This is a genomic window from Oxyplasma meridianum, assembly GCF_038024865.1.
Classification (GTDB): domain Archaea; phylum Thermoplasmatota; class Thermoplasmata; order Thermoplasmatales; family Thermoplasmataceae; genus Oxyplasma; species Oxyplasma meridianum.
This window is the reverse complement of the sequence record NZ_CP133772.1, coordinates 862,359-888,411: the sequence shown is the minus strand read 5'-3', so window position 1 is coordinate 888,411 and position 26,053 is coordinate 862,359. Positions and strand designations below refer to the sequence as shown.

30 protein-coding genes are annotated in these 26,053 nt (G+C 38.7%); 14 read left to right on the top strand and 16 right to left on the bottom strand.

Going from position 1 to position 26,053, the window contains the following annotated elements; genetic code table 11:
- Nucleotides 1-17: 17 nt before the first annotated feature.
- Nucleotides 18-1,019 carry a hypothetical protein gene (locus tag OXIME_RS04555; RefSeq protein WP_393970675.1) on the bottom strand — a complete coding sequence of 334 codons (1,002 nt, stop codon included), beginning with the start codon at nt 1,017-1,019 and terminating at the stop codon, nt 18-20.
- 139 nt (nt 1,020-1,158) lie between these two features.
- Between OXIME_RS04555 and purB the strand changes: the two genes are divergently transcribed.
- Both purB and OXIME_RS04545 read left to right on the top strand, forming a co-directional pair.
- Nucleotides 1,159-2,520, top strand: a complete 1,362-nt coding sequence (gene purB / locus OXIME_RS04550) for an adenylosuccinate lyase (protein WP_393970674.1) — start codon at nt 1,159-1,161, stop codon at nt 2,518-2,520.
- Entirely contained in the window at nt 2,520-3,110 is a 591-nt protein-coding gene (locus OXIME_RS04545; protein ID WP_393970673.1) for a hypothetical protein, read from the top strand. The genes purB and OXIME_RS04545 overlap by 1 nt, the downstream gene beginning before the upstream one ends.
- An 11-nt stretch (nt 3,111-3,121) precedes the next feature.
- Here OXIME_RS04545 and OXIME_RS04540 read toward each other — a convergent pair whose 3' ends face one another.
- Nucleotides 3,122-3,775 carry a diphthine--ammonia ligase gene (locus tag OXIME_RS04540; RefSeq protein ID WP_393970672.1) on the bottom strand — a complete coding sequence of 218 codons (654 nt, stop codon included), beginning with the start codon at nt 3,773-3,775 and terminating at the stop codon, nt 3,122-3,124.
- Nucleotides 3,776-4,564: 789 nt separating this feature from the next.
- Here OXIME_RS04540 and OXIME_RS04535 point away from each other — a divergent pair.
- Complete coding sequence (locus OXIME_RS04535) at nt 4,565-5,200, top strand: DUF3800 domain-containing protein (protein WP_393970671.1); 636 nt, start codon at nt 4,565-4,567, stop codon at nt 5,198-5,200.
- Between the two features lie 304 nt (nt 5,201-5,504).
- A complete protein-coding gene (locus OXIME_RS04530) occupies nt 5,505-5,978 on the top strand; it encodes a peroxiredoxin (RefSeq protein ID WP_393970670.1) in 474 nt (157 codons plus the stop codon).
- Nucleotides 5,979-5,983: 5 nt separating this feature from the next.
- On the opposite strand, the gene OXIME_RS04525 is transcribed toward OXIME_RS04530, so the two are convergent.
- Nucleotides 5,984-6,805 carry a hypothetical protein gene (locus tag OXIME_RS04525; RefSeq protein ID WP_393970669.1) on the bottom strand — a complete coding sequence of 274 codons (822 nt, stop codon included), beginning with the start codon at nt 6,803-6,805 and terminating at the stop codon, nt 5,984-5,986.
- Between the two features lie 60 nt (nt 6,806-6,865).
- Between OXIME_RS04525 and OXIME_RS04520 the strand changes: the two genes are divergently transcribed.
- Nucleotides 6,866-7,348, top strand: a complete 483-nt coding sequence (locus OXIME_RS04520; RefSeq protein ID WP_393970668.1) for a DUF2240 family protein — start codon at nt 6,866-6,868, stop codon at nt 7,346-7,348.
- Between the two features lie 2 nt (nt 7,349-7,350).
- Here OXIME_RS04520 and OXIME_RS04515 read toward each other — a convergent pair whose 3' ends face one another.
- Together OXIME_RS04515 and OXIME_RS04510 are read right to left on the bottom strand one after the other, a co-directional pair.
- Complete coding sequence (locus tag OXIME_RS04515; protein ID WP_393970667.1) at nt 7,351-8,085, bottom strand: tetratricopeptide repeat protein; 735 nt, start codon at nt 8,083-8,085, stop codon at nt 7,351-7,353.
- Between the two features lie 265 nt (nt 8,086-8,350).
- A complete protein-coding gene (locus tag OXIME_RS04510) occupies nt 8,351-9,622 on the bottom strand; it encodes a hydroxymethylglutaryl-CoA reductase, degradative (protein ID WP_393970666.1) in 1,272 nt (423 codons plus the stop codon).
- A 106-nt stretch (nt 9,623-9,728) separates the two neighbouring features.
- Here OXIME_RS04510 and OXIME_RS04505 point away from each other — a divergent pair, with 106 nt between their 5' ends.
- The 5 genes from OXIME_RS04505 (at nt 9,729) to OXIME_RS04485 (ending at nt 14,197) form a co-directional block, all read left to right on the top strand.
- Nucleotides 9,729-10,547 carry a UbiA family prenyltransferase gene (locus OXIME_RS04505; RefSeq protein WP_393970665.1) on the top strand — a complete coding sequence of 273 codons (819 nt, stop codon included), beginning with the start codon at nt 9,729-9,731 and terminating at the stop codon, nt 10,545-10,547.
- The gene (locus OXIME_RS04500) at nt 10,544-11,284 is read left to right on the top strand and encodes a geranylgeranylglyceryl/heptaprenylglyceryl phosphate synthase (RefSeq protein ID WP_393970664.1); all 741 of its coding nucleotides are present in this window, start codon (nt 10,544-10,546) and stop codon (nt 11,282-11,284) included. Before OXIME_RS04505 ends, OXIME_RS04500 begins: the two co-directional genes overlap by 4 nt.
- Nucleotides 11,285-11,322: 38 nt before the next feature.
- On the top strand, nt 11,323-11,565 hold the full coding sequence (purS, locus tag OXIME_RS04495) for a phosphoribosylformylglycinamidine synthase subunit PurS (protein ID WP_393970663.1): 243 nt from the start codon (nt 11,323-11,325) through the stop codon (nt 11,563-11,565).
- On the top strand, nt 11,566-13,866 hold the full coding sequence (gene purL, locus OXIME_RS04490; RefSeq protein WP_393970662.1) for a phosphoribosylformylglycinamidine synthase subunit PurL: 2,301 nt from the start codon (nt 11,566-11,568) through the stop codon (nt 13,864-13,866). It begins immediately after the preceding gene.
- A gap of 73 nt (nt 13,867-13,939) precedes the next feature.
- On the top strand, nt 13,940-14,197 hold the full coding sequence (locus OXIME_RS04485; protein ID WP_393970661.1) for a hypothetical protein: 258 nt from the start codon (nt 13,940-13,942) through the stop codon (nt 14,195-14,197).
- 13 nt (nt 14,198-14,210) lie between these two features.
- On the opposite strand, the gene OXIME_RS04480 is transcribed toward OXIME_RS04485, so the two are convergent.
- Genes OXIME_RS04480 through OXIME_RS04470 form a run of 3 tightly spaced genes read right to left on the bottom strand, consistent with a single transcriptional unit; the run spans nt 14,211 to nt 15,934 of the window.
- The gene (locus OXIME_RS04480; protein WP_393970660.1) at nt 14,211-14,876 is read right to left on the bottom strand and encodes a DUF120 domain-containing protein; all 666 of its coding nucleotides are present in this window, start codon (nt 14,874-14,876) and stop codon (nt 14,211-14,213) included.
- Between the two features lie 52 nt (nt 14,877-14,928).
- Nucleotides 14,929-15,321, bottom strand: a complete 393-nt coding sequence (locus OXIME_RS04475) for a PIN domain-containing protein (RefSeq protein WP_393970659.1) — start codon at nt 15,319-15,321, stop codon at nt 14,929-14,931.
- Nucleotides 15,311-15,934, bottom strand: coding sequence for a translation initiation factor IF-2 subunit beta (locus OXIME_RS04470; RefSeq protein ID WP_393970658.1), 624 nt, complete (start codon nt 15,932-15,934; stop codon nt 15,311-15,313). Before OXIME_RS04470 ends, OXIME_RS04475 begins: the two co-directional genes overlap by 11 nt.
- Before the next feature lie 328 nt (nt 15,935-16,262).
- Between OXIME_RS04470 and OXIME_RS04465 the strand changes: the two genes are divergently transcribed.
- Nucleotides 16,263-16,691, top strand: a complete 429-nt coding sequence (locus tag OXIME_RS04465; RefSeq protein WP_393970657.1) for a ribbon-helix-helix domain-containing protein — start codon at nt 16,263-16,265, stop codon at nt 16,689-16,691.
- Entirely contained in the window at nt 16,692-17,468 is a 777-nt protein-coding gene (locus tag OXIME_RS04460) for a hypothetical protein (protein WP_393970656.1), read from the top strand.
- Between the two features lie 21 nt (nt 17,469-17,489).
- Here OXIME_RS04460 and pyrI read toward each other — a convergent pair whose 3' ends face one another.
- The 5 genes from pyrI to OXIME_RS04435 all read right to left on the bottom strand — a co-directional run bounded on the left by pyrI (nt 17,490) and on the right by OXIME_RS04435 (nt 20,964).
- Complete coding sequence (gene pyrI, locus OXIME_RS04455) at nt 17,490-17,951, bottom strand: aspartate carbamoyltransferase regulatory subunit (RefSeq protein ID WP_393970655.1); 462 nt, start codon at nt 17,949-17,951, stop codon at nt 17,490-17,492.
- A 5-nt stretch (nt 17,952-17,956) separates the two neighbouring features.
- Complete coding sequence (pyrB, locus tag OXIME_RS04450) at nt 17,957-18,871, bottom strand: aspartate carbamoyltransferase (protein ID WP_393970654.1); 915 nt, start codon at nt 18,869-18,871, stop codon at nt 17,957-17,959.
- Between the two features lie 115 nt (nt 18,872-18,986).
- Nucleotides 18,987-20,051 (bottom strand): tRNA (guanine-N2)-dimethyltransferase, encoded by a 1,065-nt coding sequence (locus OXIME_RS04445; RefSeq protein WP_393970653.1) that lies wholly within the window; start codon nt 20,049-20,051, stop codon nt 18,987-18,989.
- Complete coding sequence (locus tag OXIME_RS04440; protein WP_393970652.1) at nt 20,052-20,597, bottom strand: NTPase; 546 nt, start codon at nt 20,595-20,597, stop codon at nt 20,052-20,054.
- 1 nt (nt 20,598) lies between these two features.
- Nucleotides 20,599-20,964, bottom strand: coding sequence for a dihydroneopterin aldolase family protein (locus OXIME_RS04435; RefSeq protein ID WP_393970651.1), 366 nt, complete (start codon nt 20,962-20,964; stop codon nt 20,599-20,601).
- Between the two features lie 814 nt (nt 20,965-21,778).
- On the opposite strand from OXIME_RS04435, the gene OXIME_RS04430 reads away from it, so the two are divergent.
- Both OXIME_RS04430 and OXIME_RS04425 read left to right on the top strand, forming a co-directional pair.
- Complete coding sequence (locus tag OXIME_RS04430) at nt 21,779-21,988, top strand: hypothetical protein (protein ID WP_393970650.1); 210 nt, start codon at nt 21,779-21,781, stop codon at nt 21,986-21,988.
- Nucleotides 21,989-22,380: 392 nt separating this feature from the next.
- Nucleotides 22,381-22,608 carry a hypothetical protein gene (locus tag OXIME_RS04425; RefSeq protein ID WP_393970649.1) on the top strand — a complete coding sequence of 76 codons (228 nt, stop codon included), beginning with the start codon at nt 22,381-22,383 and terminating at the stop codon, nt 22,606-22,608.
- Nucleotides 22,609-22,655: 47 nt separating this feature from the next.
- On the opposite strand, the gene OXIME_RS04420 is transcribed toward OXIME_RS04425, so the two are convergent.
- From OXIME_RS04420 to OXIME_RS04410, 3 genes are read right to left on the bottom strand one after another with little or no spacing between them, the layout of a single operon-like run.
- The gene (locus OXIME_RS04420) at nt 22,656-24,275 is read right to left on the bottom strand and encodes a helicase HerA domain-containing protein (protein ID WP_393970648.1); all 1,620 of its coding nucleotides are present in this window, start codon (nt 24,273-24,275) and stop codon (nt 22,656-22,658) included.
- A 10-nt stretch (nt 24,276-24,285) separates the two neighbouring features.
- Nucleotides 24,286-25,014: a hypothetical protein gene (locus tag OXIME_RS04415; RefSeq protein ID WP_393970647.1), complete on the bottom strand. Its 729-nt coding sequence runs from the start codon at nt 25,012-25,014 to the stop codon at nt 24,286-24,288.
- Complete coding sequence (locus OXIME_RS04410) at nt 25,001-26,053, bottom strand: hypothetical protein (protein ID WP_393970646.1); 1,053 nt, start codon at nt 26,051-26,053, stop codon at nt 25,001-25,003. The genes OXIME_RS04415 and OXIME_RS04410 overlap by 14 nt, the downstream gene beginning before the upstream one ends.

The following is a 26,053-nucleotide window of genomic DNA, read 5'->3' as shown; positions in this document are numbered from 1 at the left end:
GATGGGGATAGGTAAGATCAAATAGATAAAATCCCAAGGTCTGCGTAACGTGTTTGTATAGAACTCACATTCATTGAATGGAGATCCACCACCGAGATTCTTCCGGAATATATCATGGTCTTAAGGGGTAAGTTTTTGAAATACCAGGAGGTATTATTCTTGACAGGAGAATACTGAACTGAGGAATTATACTGTGAGTAGAGGGAAAAATTCCAGGCAGAAACAAATGGAGTCTCTACTGTAAAGTTCAGGCTGTTCAGGTAAATACTGTTCACGTAGGAAATTGTTCCGTTTAATGCCGATTTTTCATTCCTGGAAAAATGGACATATGATGAGTTCTCAGTAAGGAGTTCAAGAAGTGTGGGACCATAACCGGAAGTTGAGAAATCTGGACCAACAATGTTCACCGAGCTCAAAGAAATTGAAACCGATCCAGAATTATTGATTGCATCTATGGGTAACGGCCCATAACCAGATGCGGGCTGTGTCAACCCATAATCTGCCAGAAAATATCCATCCTGAATTATGAAATCGACTGGATTAATGAACTGGGTGTTGCCGGAACTGAATATTGTTCCTGATGAATACTCGCTTAAGTTAACAGTATAGGTGTGTTTTACCCCTGTTGAATTTGTATAGTTAACAGTATATGTTATATTCATGAAAGAAAAGAAACCATGGGGTTCAAAATTGAGTGATGTATCAGAAGGGCCGGTAAAAGGCGAAACTCCCTTTATTCCTATTGATACAGGGAATGAAACCGCACTCCCCGAAACAAAGTTAGTGCTTGAAAGGGAAGATGCGATTGACATCATTGAGGACTGGGAGGCTGCTTGATAGTTCTGTTCATTTGAGGTTGAAACGTCAGGAACATACCACATAACAAAGGCGGTAAGAAGTGAAACCACAATTGCGAAGATTAGGATTGTTCCTATTACTTCAGCAACTGCTCTGTCCTGATCACGCCTCCCAGGACACCTGAATATTTTTTTAAGATTCAATGAACACTTAAACAGCATGGTGAATTATAAAAGTTATTGCTTTTATGAGTATTTTATAATTTCTTCACACTGATCTCAAAAATGTGGGGATATGGTAATATGTCAATGGCAAATGTTCCATACAAAATTTTAAGACTTAATACACATAAATGTACTCATGGTGGTTTCTCCTCTGGAATACAGGTATGGCAGGCCGGAAGTAAAGGCAATTTTTGATGAGGATTCAAGGTTGAAATACCTCCTTAAAATTGAAGTTGCACTGGCTCAGGCAGAGTCAGAACAGAATCTAATACCTCTGGAGGCATTTCTGAATATAAAGGAAGCTGTAGATTCAGGAAAAGTTAAACAGGCAAGAATCAAAGAGATCGAGGAGGAGACCAGACATGATATGATGGCTCTCATAAGGGCATTAACAGAGGTGAGTGGCGAAGGTGGAAAGTATGTTCACTTCGGGGTCACATCCAACGACATACTGGATACGGCAACAGCCCTTCAGTTAAGGGACTTCACACGGTTTCTAATTGAGGACATTATTGAACTTCAGGGAGAATTACTTAAAAAAGTTGAGGAAAATATTCATACCATAATGTTGGGTAGAACACATGGTCAGCATGCAAGCCCCATAACCTTCGGGCTTAAGATGGCGGTTTATCTGGCAGAAGTAAACAGGCACTTACAGAGGGTTATGCAGGGGAGGGAGAGGTACATAGCTGGAAAGATACTCGGCCCCGTAGGCACAGGTGCTTCTCTGGGAGATGCGGCATTGGAAATACAGGACAGAGTTATGGAAATTCTGGGCATTAAGGCGGAAACAGGGGCAACACAGGTAGTGAATCGTGACAGGATCATTGAATTTCTCTCCATAATCAACAACATCGTCACAACACTTGAAAAAATAGCCACGGAGATAAGGAATCTTCAGAGAACAGAAATTGATGAGGTATCTGAATATTTCGACATGGAGAAACAGGTTGGATCAAGCTCGATGCCAAATAAGGTGAATCCTGTTAACTCTGAAAATATAGTCAGTCTCTCAAGATTTATTCGCAGCCTTATAATTTCTGAATATGAAGCAGCAGTAACATGGCACGAGCGCGATCTTACAAACAGTGCATCAGAAAGGTTTGTTATTCCTTACGCATCAATATTGACTGATTATATACTCAAAAGAATGTCAAAAGTCATATCCACACTGGTTATTAAGAAGGAAAAAATGCTGGAAAATCTGACCTCTGATCCACTGGTCATGGGAGAAAACATAGTTTCCACACTCACGGAAAATGGTGTTCCAAGGCAGGATGCTCATGAAATGGTAAGGACTTCTGCAATGGAGGCATATAAGACAGGAAAATCATTCGAGGAAATCCTAATATCCAATGGAATATTGAGGTACATCTCTGAGGATAAATTAAAGCATACGCTTGATCCCAGAGCTTTTACCGGGCAGTCTGAGAAGATATGCCTCAATATTATCCAATCATCCAAACTTCTGTTGCAGGAAGTATACAGAGGGATCTGATGAATAGTAACCTGAAAGAAGAGAAAACAATAATGAAGCACATAATTGCCGATCTTTCAAGAGAGGAAAAATCAATTTCAGGCCTTCACAAATCACTTGAGGATCAGGGGATAGTTATACATCGTCTCGTTCTTACTGGATATTTAAGGGCACTGGTTGATGTTGGATATCTCAAAGAGAAAGAGATCAAACCATCCAGAATATACTCTGTACTCTATAACAACCACCAGGATATCTATGAAACTGTAGGTTCAGCATCCATGATTTATGATGAGGAGAATGCTGGAGACAATGCCCTTCGCATGCTTTTCTTCCTTTTCAACCGGCCTCTGTTTCTCAGGGAGATGGAGAGATGCGGTGTTGAACTGCCCAGAAATTATAAGCGTGTAACTTCTCAGAAAAGAATGGAATATATAGAAAGGCTGGGGGAAGCTGGAATTAAGATACCTGCCAGCAATATGATGATGGAGCCATTGAGTTCCGATCCAAATGTTACATTAAAAATACTGAGGGAAATGATAAATCTATCAATGGATCTTAAAAGATATGTGCTTGCCATGCCTGATTATTCACAGAAAACACTTGATTGATCTTATTCATTCTAAGTTTCTGTTATTCTGGCCTTATTGATAAGCAAATATCCATGCGACCCTTCCCACACCTTTTCAGATTCTTCTATAATCACTTTTTTTCCCGGGCTTAACCCTGTGACGAATGTTTCGTACTCCCCTCCCTCTCCTGTTAAGTTTATTCCATAACGATCTTTTTTTTTCCTCAGCTTTTCAAGATAACTTATATCAATGTTCATCCCAAGATCGTCAATATCAAACCCATCAGCAGATACAGATACGATAATGGGATTTATACCTCTCATTATTATTTCTTGCAGTTCCATCTCCTGGTCCTTTTTCCACAATGGTGTGAACGACATTATACCCAGATCAGAACAAGCAGCTTCTATGCGTGTTTTCTGGTATTCAGAAGCTATGGCGCCTGATATTACTGCCTCAACCTGATCCCTTTCAACCATTTCGGAAATCAGTTCCCATAAACCATTCTCTGAAGTTTCAATGACCTTCAAATCAAGCAGGGAAGCCGCATAGTGAGACATATGTGCATTTGGGTAATGAAACATATAGGAGAATTCTTCAGGTATAACTGTTATCGCAGCAACTATTTCAAAGCCCTGTTCCATTGCAATCTGAGCCGACAGAAAAGAATCCTTGCCTCCTGAAAAGAGGGAAACAGATCTCATAGATTCATCATCTTCAGATGGTAATTTCTCATTAAAATAAAATATGATGGCTGAAAAAATTACATGCCTCGATATTTCCAATCTGGCATTGTCTATACTCACTTTGTTTCTTCCTTCCTTTACGCGGTTGTTATGGTTAAAAATTTTTATGCAGAATTTCATTATACCTGAAAAAAACATACATAAAAGATTTACCTGGGCCTGAAGAATCCTATGGTACAGAAGGCATTCCATCTGGCAGTACAGCACTTCTCCATACAGTCACGCTGTTTAAGCACAAGGACAATGGATATTTTGGTGTTTCATGCATGGTAATAGATGCAACAATGGATGGTTCTGTAAAAGATCACAAACTTACAATTGAAAGCATAAGGAGAAATCTCCGAATAACAAGGAAATAATCAAGATGCAAAAGACCATATTCTATCATAAAGGCAATATTCCATGGTGGCCATGTATTTGTAATTACAGTATCAAGGGTGATGGTTAAGAACATGTTCATGTGCCTTGTTCACAATATCATGTGCATGATAGGAATGAAAAAGAGGAGAATGATAGCATGAATTATGGAATTATAGTAGGAAAAGAATAAAAAAGTGGAAATTGAAAATAAAAAAACAATCATTCATGGATAATACGGCAAAGAATTCATAACATTTTACCTAAACATGAAAAGAGAGGCAAAATTAATAGGTTGTTGAAATTCTTCTTGCAATTAATCCAAAAGTTGTTTTATTAACTTAGTATTGGCTTACTAAGCTTAAAGAAGATATGGGGTCTGATACTGAGTTGGCAAAAAATTATATCTACATTGATGAAAGCGGTGATCTCGGACTGTCGGGAAAAGCTTCTAAAGTACTGGTAATTTCGGCATTGATCTCGCAATGTCCAAAGCAATTAGACAGGATAATTACAAATGCCAGAAGGAATAAATTCAAAAAGGAGTTAGCAAAAGCAAAGGAAATAAAATTTAACAAGTCAAGTCAGGAACTAAAAGAATGGTTGATAAGAAAACTAAATGATGCAAATGGATGTTGGGCAACCCATTGCATTCTAATCAAAGAAAAGGTGTACAGCCCATACTTAAAGAATGACAAAAATAAGTTGTATAATTATGTAGCCGGATCAATAGCTGATAACATTAAATTAGATTCTTACGATGTCGAGGTAAGGATCGATAAATCAAAGAATAAAGCTCTCCTTCGAGAGGATTTCAATCAATATTTTGAAGTTAAATTGAGAAATGGCTCCAATATACGTAAACTTGACATATTCCATAGCCATTCTAAAAATTTTAGCGGAATACAATTAGCGGATATATTGGCAGGATCAACATATCAGAAATATAACAACTCCAATTCATACTTTGTAGATGTTATAAACCAAAAAACCTTTCCCAATTATTTTTTGGAATTATGGAAATAATAAATTAAGCCAGAGCCGGTTGGTACTGTTTTTCTTGCACCTCAAGGTACATTCGACCAACCGGTCTTATCTGTATATGTAGTATTATTAAAATTATTATAAACTTTTTTATTGGCTGGTTAATAGTGAATAGAGAAGGAAGAACTCAAAATCATATTTTCTATACCTCACAAAGCGTTATACATTTCCATGCCAGTACGATATTTCATAAATTCTATAATTAGATGAATAAAGAAATGATCAAGAAAATATTGATCACGCATAAAATTCAAAAGATTTTTTACCCATATTGTTATCACAAAGCATGTCAGTTGATGTGGGAGTAGTGGCTCCCGATTTTGAAGCATTGGATACAAAACTGAAAACAAGGAAGTTATCAGATTACAGGGGATCGAATGTTGTACTTGCGTTTTTCCCCGGCGCTTTTACCAGTGTCTGTACTAAAGAACTCTGTTCATTCAGGGACTCAATGGCAAACTTCAATAAACTAAAGGCAAAAGTTGTGGGAATAAGTGTAGACGCACCTTTTTCGCTGGCAGAATTTGCAAAGGTCAACAAACTTGAATTCGACCTACTCAGCGATGGAGACAGGAAAATAAGCACAACTTATGGCGTTCTTCACCACGATTTTGTTGGAGCCAAAGGACTTACTGCATCCAAGAGATCGGTTTTCATACTGGATAAAAACGGCATTGTAAAATACAAATGGGTCAGTGAGGATCCTGGAAAAGAACCAAATTACAAGGAAATAGAAGAAGAGATCAAAAAACTCAATTAAAAATTTTAAAATTGAACTGAATATAGTTTAACGTCTTTTCCAACTTTTATCTCTACTTTTTTTAATTGTGGGGTTTTACCAATATCCAGGCTTATAAGGTTGAAGCCCTCAATTTCTCTTTCCATGACATTACCCTCTGAATCATATAATACTCTCTCTTTTCTAGGAGATTCAATTGCCAGGAATGCTTCCTTTATTATTCCGGTCAGGGATATGCTGCAAATACCTTGACAGGCGGGAAAGCCGCTTCTATCCAGAATCCATTCACCGAAAAGAGTCACTGAATTATCGTCATTGGAATATACAATTTTTTTGAAACTGGATTCTGCTGTAAAATCTTCGCTTTTTAGAATATACTTCATCTCAACAAAATGAATATTCCAGAATTCACCCAGTGAAGTCTTTTTCACTCCAATTATTTCATCTATTTTTTCTTCAATTGATCCTCTATTTTCGGACCCGCTGGATTCTTCCAGGATATTACCATTTTGGTCCATTATGATAATGTTTGGTAAAAACTGGTTGTTGAAATATGTCCACAGATAAAGATCATTATCCACCACAGAGCAGATATTTATTTCATAATGCTTTAAAATCCATGTAACATATTTTCTCTCTTTCTCAGAGGCTGCTTCAGGTACTATAATCCCTATAATTGATAGTCCCCCTTCCTGAAACTCTTTTTTCCTCATGGAGAAATAATTTGCAAGCCTAATTCCTCTGATGTCTGAAGGAGACCAGAAAAGTATGACATAATATTTGCTATTTTTTTCCAAATCGCAGTTTATAACTTCACCTGAAAGTATCTCCTCAATAATTGATCCCATGGTAGATCATTACATTTCCAGTCATAAAAATTGTTTAATCCATGAAAGCAATCAGGTTCAATGAACAGAGACGTAGCCAGAAGAATAATTGCTCTTGTGGCCACAGAAAGGAAAAACAGTCCAAACGGACTTACAAGACAGGATTTCATCACTACAATAGCTTATAAGAGGAAGCTGATGGATCCTGATATGATAGAAAAATTTATTCAGGAAAGCATAAAAGAATCTCTTCTTATTGAAAAAGAGATGAAGATTTTTCCCAATTTCAGTACATCTGGTATAATAGTTCCGCTGGATTTCCAGATAAATCCAGATCAGTTATTTGCAGAAAACACTGATAAACCAATTGTGGACAGGATGCTTGATGCAATTTCCGCATCAGGGAAAATGACAAAGAAAGAGGCAATATCAAGATCCAGGGAAATAATGGAGTACATGAAACTGATAAATTTTGAAGTTGCACTTATGGCAGTGATGTCTGAGGAAGGGATAGATATCCGCAACTTCCTAAAAGAATACACTGTGCAGTACAACAAAGAATGAATTTACACAGAATCGAGTCTCTGGGCTATCTTCATGGCCTGATCGACATCTTCCTTTTCCATGGCCATATCGCTTGCCAGGTCATACATGAATTCCATTGATTTTACAAATTCTTTCCTCTCTTTTTTGTTCTTAATTTTTGAACTTATTTTATCTATGAAATCCAGAGCTTCCATTGAAAGTTTAAACGCTTTGTCAGTGTCTTTCTCCCTTTCAATTGATATTTTCCCCCTCATTGCCTCGAAATAGTTGTCCCAGTCCTCCACTTCCTTTGATATTTCAAGAACTTTATTGTAAATCTCTAGTGCTTTTGCTGTTCTTCCCTTCCAGTTGGAATAAAGCTCTCCAAGGGCATTGAGGCTCATTGAATACAGTACAGGATCTTCGGCTTCATCAGCCTTTTTTATTGCTAAAGAGAAGAATTGATCGGTCTCTTCAAGTTTCTTTGCATCCATGTAAATGTATCCCAGATTAAGATAATCCATGACTATCATATCAGTTTCTTTCAACTTTTCATGTATTGCAAGGGACTCCTTTCCAAATTTACCTGAATTTTCTGTATTTTTTGGCTCAAGTGCATAATATGCCTGTGAAAGTTTGTAGCATAATTCCGCTTTATCGCCATTATCCTCTTTCATCAGTTCATAGGCCTTGGTGTATTCTCTGATAGAATCCATGAATTTGTCTTTTTGCAGAAAAGTATCTCCACTCTTTATGGCCTGTTCTATTTCATCCATTTGATCTAACTCCTTTGGGGTATATTGCCTATTTATCAATAACTCGTTTATAAATTGTTGTTTTGGAAACATTAATTTAGGTTCAAATGTGACAGGAATATCAATGAAGCTGCATTAAAACATGAGAATGGTCCTATGGAAGAATTTATTGTTCTCTGATCTAAAAGTACAGTTGACATGAGGTTTAGTTTTGCCCTTGATTGAAACCATAATTTCAGCTGGCACTTATCAGACAAGTTCTTTGCACCGGTTGTTGATCAACAGTTTACTCATCTGATTTATTCCGCATCTCCTTGACAATTCTCTCTGCAGTTTTCCTATTTATTGTGCCTTCTTTCAGCATCTCACTGACAACTACATCAACCTCTTCAGGTCTTGATCCAGCTTCCAGTGCAATATTTCTGGCATGGAGTGACATATGGCCCTTCTGTATGCCTTCATCGCACAATGCCCTTAAGGCTGCAAAATTCTGTGCAAGTCCCACTGCGGCGAGAACATTTGCCATGTCAGAGGAATTTTCAACCCCGAGAATCTTTCTGGAAATCTTCGCCTTTTCCACTGTACCGGTTGTACCGCCAACTGTGCCAACAGCCATTGGTATTTCAATGCTTCCCACAAGATCCCCGTTTTCGTCCTCCTCAAACTTGGTGAGAGATAGATTGCCTGTCACATGGCCGTAGGTGTGTGCATTTGCCTCAACTGATCTCCAGTCATTCATAGTTGCCAGTATAACAGCATCAATACCGTTCATTATTCCTTTATTGTGCGTTGCTGCCCTGAAAGGGTCGATATTTGCCAGTTCACTGGCCTTAACTATATTTTTTACAATTTGCGAACCTCCTACCAGGTCCTTCCTAAATATTGCCTTTGATCTGGATATCCGCCTGACTGAAAGATTACTGAGAATCCTCAAAATAGACCTTCCACCAGTGATCTTTTCTACAATTGGTGCAACGTATTCGCACATGGTATTTACCACATTAGCCCCCATTGCATCCCTTACATCGACAAAAATATGCACAACAATCATGTCATTAATTTTGTTGAAGGTTCTAATTTCCATGTCTATTGCACCGGCTGACATCTTAGACAGTGTCTGGCTCCTTGTATTGCTCTCCCTGAGTATTTCTTCCTTTTTCAGCGAAAGAGACTGAACTGCTTTTTCCAAAGATGGGATGTCAACTATCTGTATCTGTCCAATCATAACTGGACTGGTGGATTCTGATCTGAAGCCACCACTTTCCCGGGCAATTCTGGCAGCATTGGAACAGGCGGCTATTACCGATGGTTCTTCCACTGCCATTGGAATGAGATATTCTTTTTCGTTAATGATAAAATTTGTGGCAATACCCAGTGGAATCTCCATTGTGGAGATAACATTTTCAACGAGTTTATCTGCAAGTTCCATTTTCATTGATCCGGTATTCCTCAAAATCTGTTTCTCACTTTCATTTAAATCAGAAAAACAACCCACTATCTGAAGCCTTTCTTCCGGTGTTTTCTTATAGAATCCTGATATTTTTGAACTTTTTTCCATACGTACCTGTAAATGTCAGATTCATATAAGATTTGGTTGATATGCAAGACAAAACAGAATCATACGCAAATTAACATATAATTCATGGTGTTAACCTACTTGAATAATGAATAGATGGGTAGATGTAATCAGGCCAATAAACGGAATAATGGGTATATTGGCTACCATTGTATCGGCCATAATCGGCACAGGTCTTGATTTTAGCCATTTTTATCTCAGCATTTTCTCTGCAGCCACTATAGTTTTCTTGGTTATTTCTGCTGGAAACATAATGAATGATGTTGTGGATATTGACACTGACAGGGTGAATCATCCGGAGAGATCACTGGTAAAGTTTCCGGAAATGATCCCAGATGCAAAGATGATCTTCATTATATTCTTCATAATTTCCCTTGTTCTATCCATACTGTTCATATCGCCAATAGCACTTGTTCTGGTCGCTGTGGCTGAAGTTCTGCTTATCACATACGAGTTGTATACAAAAAAACTGGGACTTACCGGAAATATCACCATCAGTGTGCTTGTTGGTCTCATATTCATATTCGGAGGCATAGCTGTGGACTCTGTTGTGAGGATGTTTCTTCTCTTCGGGATGGCATCACTGGCAAATCTGGCACGTGAGATTACCAAGGATGTTCAGGATATGGATGGAGACGTGGACAGAAAAACACTCCCAAAAAGATATGGAAAAGAGGTCTCCTCAGTTTTTGCAGCATTTTTCACCGTGCTGGCAGTAATCATATCATTTCTTCCATACTATCTCAAGATATTTTCCATCTACTATCTGCTTATTGTTCTGGTTTCAGATATTTTCTTCATGATATCAGTATATGTGCTATTCGGTGATCCGGAAAAAGGGCAAAAGATTTCAAAGTATGCTATGATACTGGGGCTGGCTGCGTTCTTTGTAGGTGGTCTGGCATGAAAGTATATGATGAGATAATGGCTAAACTTAAAAACGACAGGATTCACATGACGCTAATAGATCCAGCCTCACAGGATGCAGGAAAGGCTGCATTAATTGCCAGAAAGGCCGACCAGGCAGGCACAGACTTTTTCATGATAGGAGGTTCCACAGAAATTGACGCTAAAAGCATGGACTGCACAATAGCCAAGATAAGGGAGGTAACGGACAAGAAGATCATAATATTTCCAGGTTCTTCATCCATGCTGAGTACCAAAGCTGATGCTATTTATTTCATGACCCTTTTGAATTCTAGAAATCCGGAATTCATTGTAAAGCACCAGGCAAAAGCTGCCCCAATACTGAGAAAGGTAGATATGGAAACTATCTCAATGGGATATTTGATTTTAAAGCCAGGTATGACTGTTGGAAGAATAGGGGAGGCAGATCTTCTGGATGAGGAAAAACCCGAAGAGATCATCTCATACGCCATTGCTGCGGAAATGTTTAACCTAAAGCTCCTGTATCTGGAGGCAGGAAGCGGATCACCAAGTCACATAAAACCGGATACTGTGAGAAAGGTGCGTGAATCTGTAGAACTTCCAATTATAGTAGGTGGAGGGATAAGAACTCCTGAAGCCTCCAGGAAAATCGCAAAGGCAGGTGCTGATATCATAGTTACTGGAACTGTCGCTGAAAAGTCATCCAACATTGAAGTTGTCCTGGGGGACATCATAAGATCCATAAAGAGATCCTGAAACTGGAAGATTTTATAGTTTCTCTACAATACTGTCTCATGGTTACTTTCAGAGTTGAGGTCAGGTATCTACCAGGGGTGGAAGATCCTGAGGCTTTGACTGTCAGGAGGAATTTAAAGATTCTGGGCTATAATTCTGTTTCGGATGTAAAGATGGCAAGAATTTACGATCTGATCTTCGAAAATGAAAAGGATGCCCTTATACAGGTTGAAAAACTGGCAAGAGATCTACTTTCCAATCCTGTGATAAACAGCTACACAATCACAAAAACAGGTGAATGAATGGATACAAAAACCCGTTTCAGGAAATCGGTGGGCATAATCGGTCTGGACAGTTCACAGCTCAAGAAGTTATCAGATGAGATGGGTCTAGGGCTGAGTCAAGACGAACTCCACATGCTGCAGAGCTACTTCCAGGACCTCCACCGGGACCCAACTGATATCGAACTTCAGGCAATGGCACAGGCATGGAGCGAGCACTGTTGCTACAAATCATCTAAATTTTATCTGAAGAAGTACCTGTCAGGATTGAAGACTCCATACACAATACTGGCTATGGAGGACGATGCCGGAGTGGTTGAATTTGACAGTGATCACTCATATGTTGTAAAGATGGAGAGCCATAACCATCCAAGTGCAGTTGAGCCATATGGCGGTGCTGCTACAGGTGTCGGTGGAATATTGAGAGATGTGCTCTGCATGGGGGCTCAACCTGTTGCACTGGTGGATTCACTGTACTTCGGAAAACCGGATGAACCGGTCAAGGGAGGACTTTCCACACGCTATATAATGAATGGAATAGTGTCAGGCATAAGGGATTATGGAAACAGGGTTGGGATACCTACAGTTGCCGGTTCCATAGATTTTGATGGATCATTTTCAGGAATTCCCCTTGTAAATGTTGGTTGCGTGGGCATAATGAAGAAGGAAAACCTCTCACGGAGCAGGATAAGTAAAATTGGAGATCTTCTGGTGCTGGCCGGGGGACGAACCGGAAGGGACGGAATCCATGGCGTTAATTTTGCATCGAAATCCATGTCTGGAAACACCGAGGAGAGCAAAAGGGCAATACAGCTTGGAAACCCCATAATCAAGGAGCCGCTTATACACGCCGTACTGGAAGCCAATGAAGCTGGCCTGATCGACGGGATGAAAGACCTGGGCGGAGGAGGCTTGTCAAGCTCCGCAGGCGAGATATGTTTTGCAGGAGGTACATCTGCTGAGATCGATCTTGCAAATGTAATCCTGAAGGAAGATTCAATGGAACCTTGGGAGATATGGGTCAGTGAAAGCCAGGAGAGGATGCTGCTTGCAATTGATCCTTCAAATCTCCAAAAACTGAAAAAAATATTTGAATTATGGGATGTGGAGTACTCTGTTATAGGGACAGTTAAAGAGGGGGAGAATCTTATCCTGAAGTTTCACGGTGAAGAGATACTCAATCTCGATTTATCCTTTTTAACATCCGGACCCATGTATTGCAGAAATTTTATAGAAAACAAGGTAAAAGCAAACCAGTATCTTATGCCCCCTGAACCTTCAGATCTCAATGAATTTGTTGTAAAATTCATGTCTTCATACCTCAACTCTTCAAGATTCCCTGTCACAAGGCAGTATGATCACACTGTAAGAGGAAATACGGTGGTAGGACCAGAACAGGGTTACCCCAATCATGAGACCCACTCAGACTGTGCCATAATAAAACCGGTTCATACATCCTTTAGAGGACTGGGTATTACTTCAGGTTCACTGAATAGGATGGTTAAAATAGATCCGTATAACGGTACACTGCACACCATGTGTGAAGCCTACAGGAATCTTGTGGCGGCAAGGGTCAGACCACACGCTGTTGTGGATTCGCTGAATTTTGGCAACCCAGAGGAACCGGAGGTTATGGGCCAGCTGGTATCATCAGTCAGGGCCATAGGTGATTTCTGCAGACGTTTCTCCCTCCCCATTGTTGCAGGGAACGTATCTCTTTATAATCAGTCTGCCCATAAAAATATAAAACCAACTCCAACCATTATGATGACAGGTATAATTGATGATGTAAGGAACTATGTCCCATCATTCTTTACCTCTGAAGGAAAAGACATTTATGTAATAGGGGAACCTCAAACCAATCTCGGAGGCAGTGTATATCTGGAGTTCCTGGGTATGGAAGGGCAGAGCATAGCACCACTTGATTTGAAAGAATTGGAAAAAATAACTTATGTACTAGAAAAGATACAGGATTCTGGCATAGTGGAAGCATGCCATGACATCTCTCAAGGAGGGCTATTTTCATCAATTTGTGAAATGTCATTTGGCAACCGAATAGGGGTTAAGGCAGACATTTCATGGGTCTCCGGAGAACGCACTGTGCACAAACTGTTTGCAGAGGGTGGCAACAGGTTCATAGTGCAGATTGATAGGAAAAATGAGGAACAGTTTCTCAAAGAAGTGGAAGGAATTCACCATACTTTTCTTGGGACAACAGATGGAGACAGGATCATAATTACTGATGATGGAAGAGAAAGAATCAACATAGAAATAGAAAAAATAATGGTTCCATGGGAAAAAGGACTTGAAGAATATTTTTGAAACCAGATCCCATGAACCATGAAAACCCAGTTTGAAATGGAATAATTATATCATTTGCAACAATAGGAGTAACATGGATGATTATCTGGATGAAAGTATCTTCCTGAAGGAACATGATGTGACAATTAAAGTGATCTACAGGCTGAATTTTGATGCTGAAAAATTTTGTGGGTATTCTAAGATCTTCAAAGGAATTCCAGAAAAGGAGGAGGAAAGCTTTGAGATTTATATGGAAAATTATGAATGTGGAATGGATCGCCAGAAGGTCATGGAAAAATTCAACAAACTTGTTGAAGAGGTTAAAACGGGAAAAATTGATGTGGAATTCTGAATAACAGAACCGGTCATATATTTACAAAGAGGCTTATACTGGCCCCATCTGACAGTTTCAGTTTTTCGCGCAGATAGAAAGGAGATATTATCTCAAGTACATCACTGTAAACAGATCTTTCAGGAAGTATGGCTGCGCATTGCAGTCCTTCAATACTTCCTAAGAACGCCTTTACGGGTCCAAATGTCCTGTCATCTGTAACAAACCCGTCAATGTGAATTCCCGTTGAATTTCGCAATCTTCGAAGTTTTCCCTCGTTCTCCGGATCTATTTTAACGTTAAGGGTACCAAGGAATGGTATAAAACCAAGTTTTTCCTGAAACTGGATAATGTAAGATTTGCGTGATATGTAGTATCTGCCCTCTCCCAAGCCACTGATGACATTTCCACGTATTTCCATGGTTTTCTCTATTTCAAGAACTGAAGCCAAATCATTCATCTCATAAAAGAGTATATCCAAACCGGCATCAGTAATGGATAGGTTCTGTCTCCTGTCCTTTATTTTCCTCTGAAGGAAACCTTTATCTATGAGTTTAAGAATGATTCTGGAGGCGGATTGCTGGCTAACAGAGAGTTTTTCTCCAAGCTCCCTTGATGATAGTGAAATCCATGGATTTTTTCCCATTATACGCTTGATGGTCTTCAATGTCCAGTAATCATAAGGGTCTATGCTTTTCATTTTAGTGGGTATAGCCAGAAACATAATATGTTTATGCGAAACTTCAGTTGAATCAGCGGAATGATCTAAAATTCCAGTATGTCAGCATTTTTCTCGCAGTAAACATCATGCACCTTAAACCATTTTCATGAAGTTTCATTGCCAGATTTTTATCATTGGTTACCACGTATGCCTGGATCTCTAAAGCTGTGTTAAATACGCACAGATCTCCTTTTCCCTTTGATTCTACCACTGTAAATCTCTGCAGCATCATCAGGGCAGTTTTTGCATCAATGTTGCCCGTTGATAAACCTCTCAATTCGTCAATAACACATTTGGGTACAATTATTTCACATCTGCCCAGGAGATAGGTAACCTGGTCCAGCAGATCCACATGAGATTTTACTGAGTAAATAAGGGAGTTTGTGTCCAGCACAACCTTTTTTGCAAAATCATCATTTTTCACGGTCTACAACTTCTGCTATGGCTGTATTTTTTCTTATTTTTTTTATTAGGACCTTTACTGTTTCACCTTTCTTCACACCGGGGACAAAAATATTGTATCCCCTGAATATGCCTCTGCCCTCACCTGAAGGACCAATGCTTGTAATCTGTATTGTATACTGCTTGCCCTCTTCTATATTGGTGTCGTTTTCCTTTGATTCTCTTCCCAACCTTATGGGGTGCTGGGCTCCGCATGCCTTGCAGACAAGTACAGTGGTTCTTCCAACCTTCTGAAGCTCTGTATCCGGTGAATTGCACTCATAACACATGACAAATGTGTCCATGTACATGTTCATTTTTGACATGAACTCTTCCAGTGTAACCTTACGGTTTATTATGAGTCTTTTTCCATTTAGAGTAAGTCCGATTCCAAGCTCACCCATGAGGAATTTGGTTATGTGCCTGGGATCTCTATTAATTAAGCTGAGCATATCTCCAAAATTTCTCACAATGGTCACTTTTCCCTCATAAATAATATCGGGATCAGGTATCCTCAGTCTGTCCATATTTTTGTTTGATTTTGATAGAATCTTTTCTCCCCTCTTCAAAAGGGCTTCGTAATTTTCCTGAACCATAGCATGTTATTAAACAGCTTTATTAATACTTTGACTGTTTTCTTGAAAACAAGTTTTTTCAATATTTCAAAAGAAGATTTTTAAAAATATAGGGGGATGGTCTAAATCTTAAATATAAATATATAGTAAATGCAATAAAGATGTACATGCAATATAATGTGTATGACAATTTTAAGCATTTAATGCTACTATGTTATATTTATTCAAGAAAATATTCTATTATTGTGTATATTTAATAATATAATATGAGAAACTCTGTACATATCTTGTCCATACATTACAAAAATTTAAATACTTCCATACGAATAGAAGGGTGAGGTTAAATCGATTGGACGGGAAGGATACAAAACTTACAATCCGCATATCGGAGGCTGATCTTGAGGAAATTGATGAATTTCTTGAGAAAAACAGCAGTTTTGGAAGCAGATCAGAATTTATCCGCCACGCAGCAATCGATTTTATATCAAAAAGCAGGGCACATTTTGTTCAGCCTTCAGAGACCAATGTAAACGTAAACAGAAAACTGCTGGAAACACTTAGCCTTGCAGTCGAGAAAGGATACTTCGGTTCAATCAGTGGGGCCCTTGGCGAAATAATCAATTACTCTACGGAGAAGGGAATCATTTCAGAACTGATAGCAAAAAGGCGCCGTGAATACAGAAATCTGGAAGAGAGTGTCTCAGACATTTTCAACGAAGATCTGGGCATGGAGAAGGGAACTAAGGAACAAAACGATAAAAAAAATGGGGGAATTTAGATGGAAAACGAATTTTATAACAATATGGGAAAGCAGGCGCGGGAAATAGTAAAAAACTACTATGCGGATCGTGCCGATAATACAATCATATCATTTGGAACAGCAGGAAGGAAGATACTTGAAAATATCGTACCGTTGGAATTTAGAAGGGCAGTTTATCATTCAGTCGTAAAGAACGAGAACGGTTATCATGTGAACAGTCATGCTTACGGGAACGAAGACATGCTGGATATCGTCGGGCCTGAGAACATGGAAGTTCAGCTTGTCAGCAAGTTTCAGTATGATCAGGAGAGGGCAAATAAAGTGAAAATTGTGGAAAGAGACCCTGTAAAAATAGGTGAAACCATTATAGACTACAATCCACAAGATTTTTCTCCCTCAATCACAGCCAAAGAAATATTTTCGCAAATGGATAAGTCCAACTCATTCATACTTGTAAGTGGCTTTGGAGGGAAGTTCGCTCAGCCCCTTCACATAGCATTTTCCAAGCTTCTTGCCAGCAGAAATATAACACATTTCAACTTCGTTGTCAAACCCTCATTGAACAGCTACTTGAAGAGAAATGTTGCAGAGGCGGGTATAATGGAACTGACAAGCATAAGCCATTATTTGAGGGAATACGACAACGATATTTACCTGGGCCCTTTAAACGGAACCACAACCCAGATAATGGAAAAAGTAAAAAATCTTAATATAAGAATAGCCCGGGATCTTGAGGTTGTATCAACAAGGATGTCTGGTGCTCTTGAACTTCTCAGGCTCCAGCTGATATCCTGAATCAGGAATCAGCCATTTATTTCATAGGTTGTTAAGTATATCCTTCTCCTGCATATTTCTCTCGCAGTAGTAGCATCTGAGAACCAATGGCTTTTTTGACGAAACATAGAACTCGCTGGGAACAGGCTCCTTTGAATTAGTTATGCAGTTGCGGTTTGAACATTTTATTATTCCGGTCACTCTCTCCGGAAGATCAACCCTGAACTTCTCAACCACTTCATAATTCTTGACTATGCTTATTGAAGCTTCAGGTGCAATGAGAGAAATTTTGTCAACCTCAAATCTCTCAAGGTATCTCCCCTCTATCTTCACTACATCCTTTGAACCTATCCTGCCACTTGGAACTCTTATTCCAACACTAACTGTCTGGGATCCCTTCTCATCTATTTTCAGAATTGCAAGAACCTTGATTGCCTTACCTGCAGGAATATGATCTATTACTGTCCCTTCTCTTATCTTTGAAATTTTCAGCGTCTGTTCCATTTTTTTCACCCCAGTATTGTTGATACCAGCGCCATCCTTACCGGCACTCCGTTTGCAGCCTGTCTGAAATATGCAGCTTTTTTAGAATAGTCAACCTCAGAGGCTATCTCATCTATCCTTGGAAGAGGATGCATGATAATAGCGTCTTCCTTCATCTCTGCAACAGCTTTTTCATCAACAGAGTATGAACCAATTACACTCTGATACTCATTCAGGTCAGTGAATCGCTCCTTCTGTATTCTGGTTACATAGAATACATCTGTTTTTTTCAATACTTCTGACAGGCTGTCTGTAACATTGACTTCGAAACCCCTTGGCAGCCTTGCAAGTATATGTTCAGGTATTCTGAGAATCTGGGGGGAGACAAGGGTGATGCTCACCTGGAATTTCGAAAGGGCAAGTATAAGTGAATGGACAGTTCTTCCATACCGCAGGTCTCCTATCATTGCTATATTGAGACCATCTATCTCACCTTTTTCCTTCTTCATTGTATAAAGATCCATAAGGGTCTGGGTAGGGTGCTGTCCAGATCCGTCCCCGGCATTGACAACCGGTTTTGAAGAAAACCTGGAGGCAAGTCTTGCCGCTCCCTCCATTGGATGCCTAATTACTATTATGTCAGAGTATGATTCAGCCATTCGAATGGTGTCAGCAAGTGTTTCCCCCTTGGCAATGGATGAACTTCCTGTATCCGAAACTGTTATGACAGAACCACCCAGTCGGTTCATTGCACTTTCAAAAGAAAGCCTGGTTCTGGTACTGGGCTCATAGAAAAGTGTAGCCATGATCTTTCCCTCCATCAATCTCAGGGGTTTTTGTTGTTCAAGTAGCCTTGACATCTCATCTGAAGTTTCAAAAATCTCACTCATATCCTCTTTTGACACATCGTCAATAGAGACAACGCTCCTGTTTTTTAACATCGGGGATGAATATAGGTACTGTTTTTATATACCTTTGCCAGAAAGAGTCAAAGTGCCTTACACATGTACTGCTAAAACCCTTACAGTAAAAATACAACAGACATATCTGCGACCTCTAATGTATGCCCAAGGTACTGAATCTATCCTTACTGAAGATATCACACCCATTTTCTATTTTCAAACCTGTTACTGAAAACTCAGTTCTCCCGAAATGAAGTATGCCTACACTACTTAGAAACCGGAATACTGCATCGAATGATGGAATATCAGTCCTAAATGTTTTTCCAAGATCCCTGAGATCTATAAAATATCTGCATATGTCTTCATTACGCATCATTTCAAGAAACTTTTCAAGTTTGACCTGGTCTTCAATATATTCAGGAACATTCATCTTTGCCAGAATATTGTCATTATTGATCTTTCCAGTCCACAAGGGCCCTTCTTCAATTGAGGGATAAATGGAGGATATCTCCAGGTGTTTGTTCAGGAAGCCAATATTTTTAAGCATTTTATCTGATCCAGAACTCCCCTTAAACACTTTAATTATGACTCTGTAATAGTGAGATTTCCAGAAAGATATCTGTGGTTCCAAATAGCGATCAAATACAGCTGCCCTTCTTGCCAGATACGCAATAAGCGTTCTTATTCCAGCTTCATGTCGGGTGGAATCGTTGGGGAGATGAGCAGCATATCTTCGAAATGTCTTTGATGGAAAAGACCCGGTCAAAGCTGAAAGATCGGTTGCGGTAAATGCAACATAACCTCCATTTCTAATATTCCTTAATGCGTCGTCCGCGTATCTAACAACTGATCCGTAAGGGTCTACGTCAATGAAATCATACGGGACTTCCCTTACTTCACTGCTAAAATCTTTCAGTTTAAGGGTAGCTGAACTTTTATTCAGTACAGAGTTTCTTTCCAGATATTTAAAGGATTCAGGATTCTTTTCACAAATCGTTACCTGGGATCCCGTTTCTTTCTCAACCCTAAGACCTCTTGCCCCAGTAGATCCGAAGCCATCAAGAAAAGTCTTTATTCCAATCTGTTTGATAAATAGTACCGTAAGGTCTCTGTTTATGATCTGTGACCTGTTATAGAAACCGGCTCCAACTTTACCAGGTCCATTTATCTGGCTATTCTCGGGAACATGGATCTGGACAAGCCCCTCTTTTATTAACAATCAGCTACCTTCTTCTCCCTTGATAACTCTTACCACCCTGAAGGGGAGTAGATTTCTATTTATAGGCGTGATATCAAAGACCCTTATTCCTTCCAGTGCCTTTATCTCTTGCAACACTGGGTTCCTGGATTTCTTGTGCAGTGTAACGACAAGAGGTTTCTCAGACTTAAGTGTTTCCCCAATCTCTTTTTGAATATTTTTGGTAAGATTTTCCAATTTTCCAACTTCGTCTATAACAATTACGTCAGCTTCTTCCCTTGCTTTCTGGAGACTTGGTATGAGTATCTCCTCAAGCAGCCTTGTATCTACCCCGAGTTTGTCAATTTTTACCCTTGAAATTATATCAGAATCAGCGAAAATGACCCTTTTCTTGGTGTTGATATCAAAGAGCGAATATCCTTTAAGCTTTCCATGTTCGACTATTTCTTTTACAAGCACACCCTGAATGGTCATGCCGTCGTTGATCAGCATATCCATTATCTTTTGAAGTGCTTCTGCCTTAATGCTTCCAACTGGTCCAGTGATTCCTATCTTTACTGCCACCATTTCAATCACCTTCCAGATACATGAGGGGGTAATCCATATCAGGGACATATCTCAATCTCGCCTTTACTTCTTCTTCCCTGTACTTTATGGTGAGGCTTACATCCATCATATCTCCACTGAGTGTAATGTATTTGTATACCCCTTGTCTTTTATTAACTATGTCCCTGTCTATCCGAACTTGAGCTTCCTTCACGAAGGGCTGAACCAGCACACTTTGTCTGATAGCATTCTCAAGGGATTCCAGATTAGTCAGATTTATGGGGATTCCCACGTACTGGTGGTATATAGTTCCCAGTTTAATCCCCGCCTCGAATGCTGCTCTTTCTCTATCTGTGCATTTAAAATAATGTTGGGCCGGGTCTTGCATATTCTACCTATATGTCAGGAAGTTAAATAAACATTTATCGAAATCTAAAAGATGGGAATTAAAAAATGCATAAAAAATTGTAAAAAGCAGGTTATAATGCTACATCATATCATGTTGCATATATTTCTTAATATTGCAGGCTATTTTTGCTTTTAACTTTTAAAAATATAACTTTCTCCCAAAATGTTCAAAGAAAAATAGCCCTGGATTTGACTTATAGTCAATTATTATTAATGGTATACATATAATATATAAATTAATAATTTCATGGAATTTTTAGTTAAGTACCATATTAAAATCTTAAAAATTGATCTTAAATCTGGAAAACAAACTCTTACAATAATTCTGGTTATACAAGAAATTATAAAATAAAATTACAAAAAATTTTCACAGCATATATTTTTATAATCATTAATATATGAATTATTACGACTGATCATAACGCCATCCCAACCAAAATTTTTAAGTCGGGTATCTACAAAAAGCTTCTTGAAATAGAGAAAAATATCCAGAGTTTGAAAGGATCAATTCCATTTACTATATTTGAATATCTGCAGGGAAAAATGGAAGAGAGGATGAGAATATTGGAATTTCCACTCTGCGAAAATACTGAAATGAAGATAATGTTTACAAATGGACTGATTGTTCCAAATGTAGAACAGGACTCTATTAATGCAAGAAATGAAGACAGAAAACTCACAGACTATGTTTTTCAAAATATGTTTCGGCCAGTGATATTATTATTGACCCTGAAAGAGTTACAGGATTATACGACCAGGACTATTTCAGGAAAGTATCAAGAAATATTTCTGTATTGGAAAAATCGCAGAATGGTCCTAGGATATCTTTTCAGGAAATAGTGGGTCTTCTGGTTACAAAAATAGACGATTTTGAAAACATGTACCGAAGAGATCTTACAAAAATAATGGGAAATCTGGAAATCCTTAATTTTAAAATGGATTATATATATAAAATCTTTGAAAACGAGGATATTAAAAAAAAAGGAAAAATAATCCTCAGATAACATGGGAAATAACTTTACATAAACTATCAGAAAACGCAATTCTTTAAATTCAATTAACTTTTGCAATACTTGCTTGATTTTTTTACAGTGAAACGGTGATCATAAAAAGTATTTCATAATGTTTTTAAGAATATTGTTTTTAAAAATATGGGATAGATGCGTTTCATTCATCTTGAAAATCCAGCTTGTGGAAAAAACACATGACCAGCTGTACCAATAATCCTGCACATACAATGACTGAATCACAGGATTAAAATTATATAGAATTCGCTTAGAAAATTCTCCTGTTATTACAAGCATATACCATTGAGGTTCTGATGATGTTACGAAAACGATAAAAAGATATATCTGGGTTTCAATTACCCATAGTATTAGAGAGGTAAAGAAAAATCATGATGAAGAATAATGATGAAACCAGAACCAAGGTCCAGTACGGTGGCTTTTACAAAATACTTGGGCTGTCACTTGTTGTTGTAGGGCTGGCATTCTATTTTGCCTGGTCCATAATGTACGGCACCTGGTTCGATATAGGTTTATATTCATTCGTTATTGTACTGATTGTTTTCGGACTTCTTTCCATTGCACTGATAGATGCAAAGGAAAAAGAAGGCATACAATGAAATTTTCAGCTTTGATTGAAATACTATAATTTTATTTGAATTAATGTTTATCCTGCCTTTCTGCGTTCCTCTTTCGTGCTTATTATCCTGAGTTTTATGAGCCTCTTTCTCTTTATAAGAAAACATTCTGAATAATCTATAGTTTTACCTCCAAGGAGGGAGTGAAAATCAGGTTCCTCAAATCCTTCAAGATTAAGCATTTTAGCATATTCCCCTTTCATTGACCTTGTTCTGAAAACAAATATTGAAGCTGTGTTGGCGAGAAGGGACCGGTTTTCCTGATGGAAGAAAAGATCATCCAAACTCTGAGTTATGGAGACTATGGAAAGCATATAGTGTCTTGAATGTCTGCTCAGGTTGGAAAGTATTCCTGAGGTGTGTCTGTTGGAAAGCGCCAGATGGGCTTCGTCTATAACCAGCATCTTCCGGGTCTCCGGGTTATTAACGGAATAGGCAAAGATAGAAAGAATAAGTTCCGGAAGGAGGCTATTGGAGGTTTCCTCTTCCAGGATATTTGTCTTAAAAATGACCACTCGTGTATCATTGCTCATCCAGGACTGAGATTTGATGATATTGAAAGTTTTCGAACCTTTGGAATCCATCCCGTATTTGCTCCAGATTCTGTGAAGTATATGGGAAATCGTAGTGCCTGAATTTTCCTCGGAATAAAATCTGATATCATTTTCAATATCTTTCCTCATTCCGTCATCTCCATATATTGTACCGGATATTATGGAAGCCAGAGGAGAAATAAGATCATTATCCAATGGCCCCTCCCTGGAAAGTTCCAGGATATCCCCTTTCCTGAAATTTATTTCCACCGAATTTGGACCGAACATATCCGCGCTATATTCATTGAGGGGGTCTACAATGAAGATCTTGTCTGCATTACCGGAAGAAATCGATCTTCTCAGAAATACCTTTGAGAAGAATGACTTCCCCGAACCGGTTTCCCCCAGTATTACAGAATTGAAGGACTCATTCTGAAAACTATCAATGAAAACAGGTTTTTCATCAATAGAATCCATCCCAACAAATACACCTTTTCCAGGGCTGGGAGTTGAATATACTGGCAGTATGGAAGAAACTGATCTTGAATCAATGATATAAGGAGTATCTCTCCTTCTGTTCAATGAAAAGGAATTTTTAATGGTTCTGTAGCTGACGTTGTTGATTCTGCGATTTACAATTCCAAGATAGTTCATGGCAGTCTCAAACCTGTAAGCATTATCCTTAAGATCCAGAGGGTCCTTTCCACTGATCCTGAATGAAAGGTCCATATGGAACAGAGAATTTCCCTGATTCCTCACACGATCTGAAAGAAACTCTACCTCTCCAGATTCTCTTTTGAGGTCCTCGTATAAATGACTCTTTTTTCCATAGTGGAACTTCATTTCAGCGTGTCTCGAGGCCAAAAGACTCGCAATAATTCTTTCAGTTTTCTGTTTGTCTATGGGTTCAAGTTTAAGCCTGGTGATAACTGGAAAATCAAAGCTTTCAATTATGGATTCAAATGAATGGCCAAGGGAATAAGTCATATCTACTGTGTTATAGGTGGTTTCATAGTTCCTATTTCTGAAATAGTTCCTTCCAACCCATAAATCATGCCTGGATTGAAAGGTTTCAGTTAATTTTTCAGAGGGTTTTTCAATATGGTATTCACTCATGGCAGGTCACCTAGACAATTCCTGAAAAAATTTCTTCAAACTCCCGCTTAGAGGAAATCTTTCTTACAGAAAAACCAATGGCTGTAATATTACGTCTCAGTCTATCCATTTCCTCGACTACCTTTAAAGCAGCATTTTGGAAACCTGTGTTCCCCGATGGGTAGTGCAAAACTGCATAACTGTTAAAATAGTATGCGTCCCTGAAAGCGTATTTCAGGAGTTCCGCGTAATCATTTTCCAGATCTCCTTTTTTGCCTGGCAGATAGGATGTCAAATCCAGACTGCGAGGTATGGATATAAATTCAATGTTGCATTCAATTTTGTTAAGAAGAAGACGAGTGCTTTCGTCAACACTTTTCAGATCGCCAGGTGGAATGCTATGAAACTGTTCTGATCCAATTTCAAGTATTCCTGCTGCCTCATTTTCATAATAAGCAATAATGCAATCGTTAATTTCATGCATATCATACGAGTTTATCACCACCACTTCCGATTTGGATAAAACGTGCTTAAGCCAGCGCCAAGTAATTGTTCCTAATACTTCACCATGTATCCTGCCTAAAATGAGAACTGAAGAAACCAGGAGAAAAATTACTGAAATATAGAGGTTGAGATTGAAAAGAAGTGCAGATACTATTATGGTCAGGATAATCAGCATAAACCTTCGGTATTCAATTCCAAAAATATTGGACTCATATCGCAGAACATTCCTTGTAACTCGTTCATTATAGCTTTTCATGATCATTTATTCCGGATCTTAATTCACTCTGTTCAATTGCATTAAAATCAATCTCTCCTCTGTCATTATTCCCCGAAGGAGAGAATTTGATGTTTCTCATTAGAGGTAGTGATGCTGCCCCCATAACGGAGTTTATATCTGAATTTCCCATGGCAATTGATGCAAAACCCTGCGCAGTCGCAGTCCCGTACTCAATTGTTGATCCAATGGATGCTCCTGATAGGAATGAGGTAATAGTACTGAATCTGAATATAGGCGACTGGCTTAATAGAAGAATGGGCATCATGGCCGCAAGGCTGATCAGTGCAAGCCTTAGAATAAAATCATTGGGGAAAAGAGTGGAAATATATATGGGAATAAGTACGAAAAAAGGGAGAACACAAAGCCCAATGAAAAATTTCCAGAAATTTATGGCAGTCTTTTCCATTCCGGGTACAGCGGAAAGCACTGTAAACACTGGCAATGTAACCATGAAAAAAAGGATAAGTGCCTGTCTCAGTGCAAGCATGCCAAGAAGAGCCATGGTGACTGCAAAATAGCCAGAATAGAACACAAGATTCAAAAGAAGGCTTCCCAGGTTATTTCCAGAGATATTCTGGGTAATCTGCGATGGTATATTTATGCTGATCATCAAGGCATACCAGTTAACGTTTCCATTCCATAGGACCAGAAAGATGGATCTGGAAATGTCGAGAACTGCAAGAGATATCTGGTAGGCCAGAATTCCAACCGAAACAGAAACTGCCAGTCTGACTATGAACTTCCCTGACGACGTTGGTTCCAGAAGAGAGTTTCTCACCACGTATACAAATGATGATAATATCAGTATAAGAGAAATAATTGGGATATAGAAATTACCCAGTAACGTGTTATAAAGCCCAGAAATTCCTGCTATCTTGAATATTCCAAACGAATAATGCGGATTAAGGCCATAATATACCGCATAGTACCAGAAAAGTGAAATAAGTGGTGAGAGGGCATCTTCAATAACAGTCAGGACAGCTGATATCAGACCTTCCGCTTCCGAAAGACCAATCAA

What these genes read in the sequence shown, in the direction of transcription:
- OXIME_RS04505 (WP_393970665.1), top strand. Translation starts at nt 9,729, where the DNA reads ATGAATAGATGGGTAGATGTAATCAGGCCAATAAACGGAATAATGGGT.
- OXIME_RS04555 (WP_393970675.1), bottom strand. Translation starts at nt 1,019, where the DNA reads ATGCTGTTTAAGTGTTCATTGAATCTTAAAAAAATATTCAGGTGTCCT.
- OXIME_RS04425 (WP_393970649.1), top strand. Translation starts at nt 22,381, where the DNA reads ATGATGAAGAATAATGATGAAACCAGAACCAAGGTCCAGTACGGTGGC.
- OXIME_RS04530 (WP_393970670.1), top strand. Translation starts at nt 5,505, where the DNA reads ATGTCAGTTGATGTGGGAGTAGTGGCTCCCGATTTTGAAGCATTGGAT.
- OXIME_RS04485 (WP_393970661.1), top strand. Translation starts at nt 13,940, where the DNA reads ATGGATGATTATCTGGATGAAAGTATCTTCCTGAAGGAACATGATGTG.
- purB (WP_393970674.1), top strand. Translation starts at nt 1,159, where the DNA reads ATGGTGGTTTCTCCTCTGGAATACAGGTATGGCAGGCCGGAAGTAAAG.
- OXIME_RS04545 (WP_393970673.1), top strand. Translation starts at nt 2,520, where the DNA reads ATGAATAGTAACCTGAAAGAAGAGAAAACAATAATGAAGCACATAATT.
- OXIME_RS04515 (WP_393970667.1), bottom strand. Translation starts at nt 8,085, where the DNA reads ATGGATGAAATAGAACAGGCCATAAAGAGTGGAGATACTTTTCTGCAA.
- OXIME_RS04420 (WP_393970648.1), bottom strand. Translation starts at nt 24,275, where the DNA reads ATGAGTGAATACCATATTGAAAAACCCTCTGAAAAATTAACTGAAACC.
- OXIME_RS04520 (WP_393970668.1), top strand. Translation starts at nt 6,866, where the DNA reads ATGAACAGAGACGTAGCCAGAAGAATAATTGCTCTTGTGGCCACAGAA.
- OXIME_RS04460 (WP_393970656.1), top strand. Translation starts at nt 16,692, where the DNA reads ATGGAAAACGAATTTTATAACAATATGGGAAAGCAGGCGCGGGAAATA.
- OXIME_RS04525 (WP_393970669.1), bottom strand. Translation starts at nt 6,805, where the DNA reads ATGGGATCAATTATTGAGGAGATACTTTCAGGTGAAGTTATAAACTGC.
- OXIME_RS04540 (WP_393970672.1), bottom strand. Translation starts at nt 3,775, where the DNA reads ATGAGATCTGTTTCCCTCTTTTCAGGAGGCAAGGATTCTTTTCTGTCG.
- pyrI (WP_393970655.1), bottom strand. Translation starts at nt 17,951, where the DNA reads ATGGAACAGACGCTGAAAATTTCAAAGATAAGAGAAGGGACAGTAATA.
- OXIME_RS04510 (WP_393970666.1), bottom strand. Translation starts at nt 9,622, where the DNA reads ATGGAAAAAAGTTCAAAAATATCAGGATTCTATAAGAAAACACCGGAA.
- OXIME_RS04435 (WP_393970651.1), bottom strand. Translation starts at nt 20,964, where the DNA reads ATGCAAGACCCGGCCCAACATTATTTTAAATGCACAGATAGAGAAAGA.
- OXIME_RS04480 (WP_393970660.1), bottom strand. Translation starts at nt 14,876, where the DNA reads ATGAAAAGCATAGACCCTTATGATTACTGGACATTGAAGACCATCAAG.
- pyrB (WP_393970654.1), bottom strand. Translation starts at nt 18,871, where the DNA reads ATGTTAAAAAACAGGAGCGTTGTCTCTATTGACGATGTGTCAAAAGAG.
- OXIME_RS04470 (WP_393970658.1), bottom strand. Translation starts at nt 15,934, where the DNA reads ATGGTTCAGGAAAATTACGAAGCCCTTTTGAAGAGGGGAGAAAAGATT.
- OXIME_RS04415 (WP_393970647.1), bottom strand. Translation starts at nt 25,014, where the DNA reads ATGAAAAGCTATAATGAACGAGTTACAAGGAATGTTCTGCGATATGAG.
- OXIME_RS04440 (WP_393970652.1), bottom strand. Translation starts at nt 20,597, where the DNA reads ATGGTGGCAGTAAAGATAGGAATCACTGGACCAGTTGGAAGCATTAAG.
- purL (WP_393970662.1), top strand. Translation starts at nt 11,566, where the DNA reads ATGGATACAAAAACCCGTTTCAGGAAATCGGTGGGCATAATCGGTCTG.
- purS (WP_393970663.1), top strand. Translation starts at nt 11,323, where the DNA reads ATGGTTACTTTCAGAGTTGAGGTCAGGTATCTACCAGGGGTGGAAGAT.
- OXIME_RS04500 (WP_393970664.1), top strand. Translation starts at nt 10,544, where the DNA reads ATGAAAGTATATGATGAGATAATGGCTAAACTTAAAAACGACAGGATT.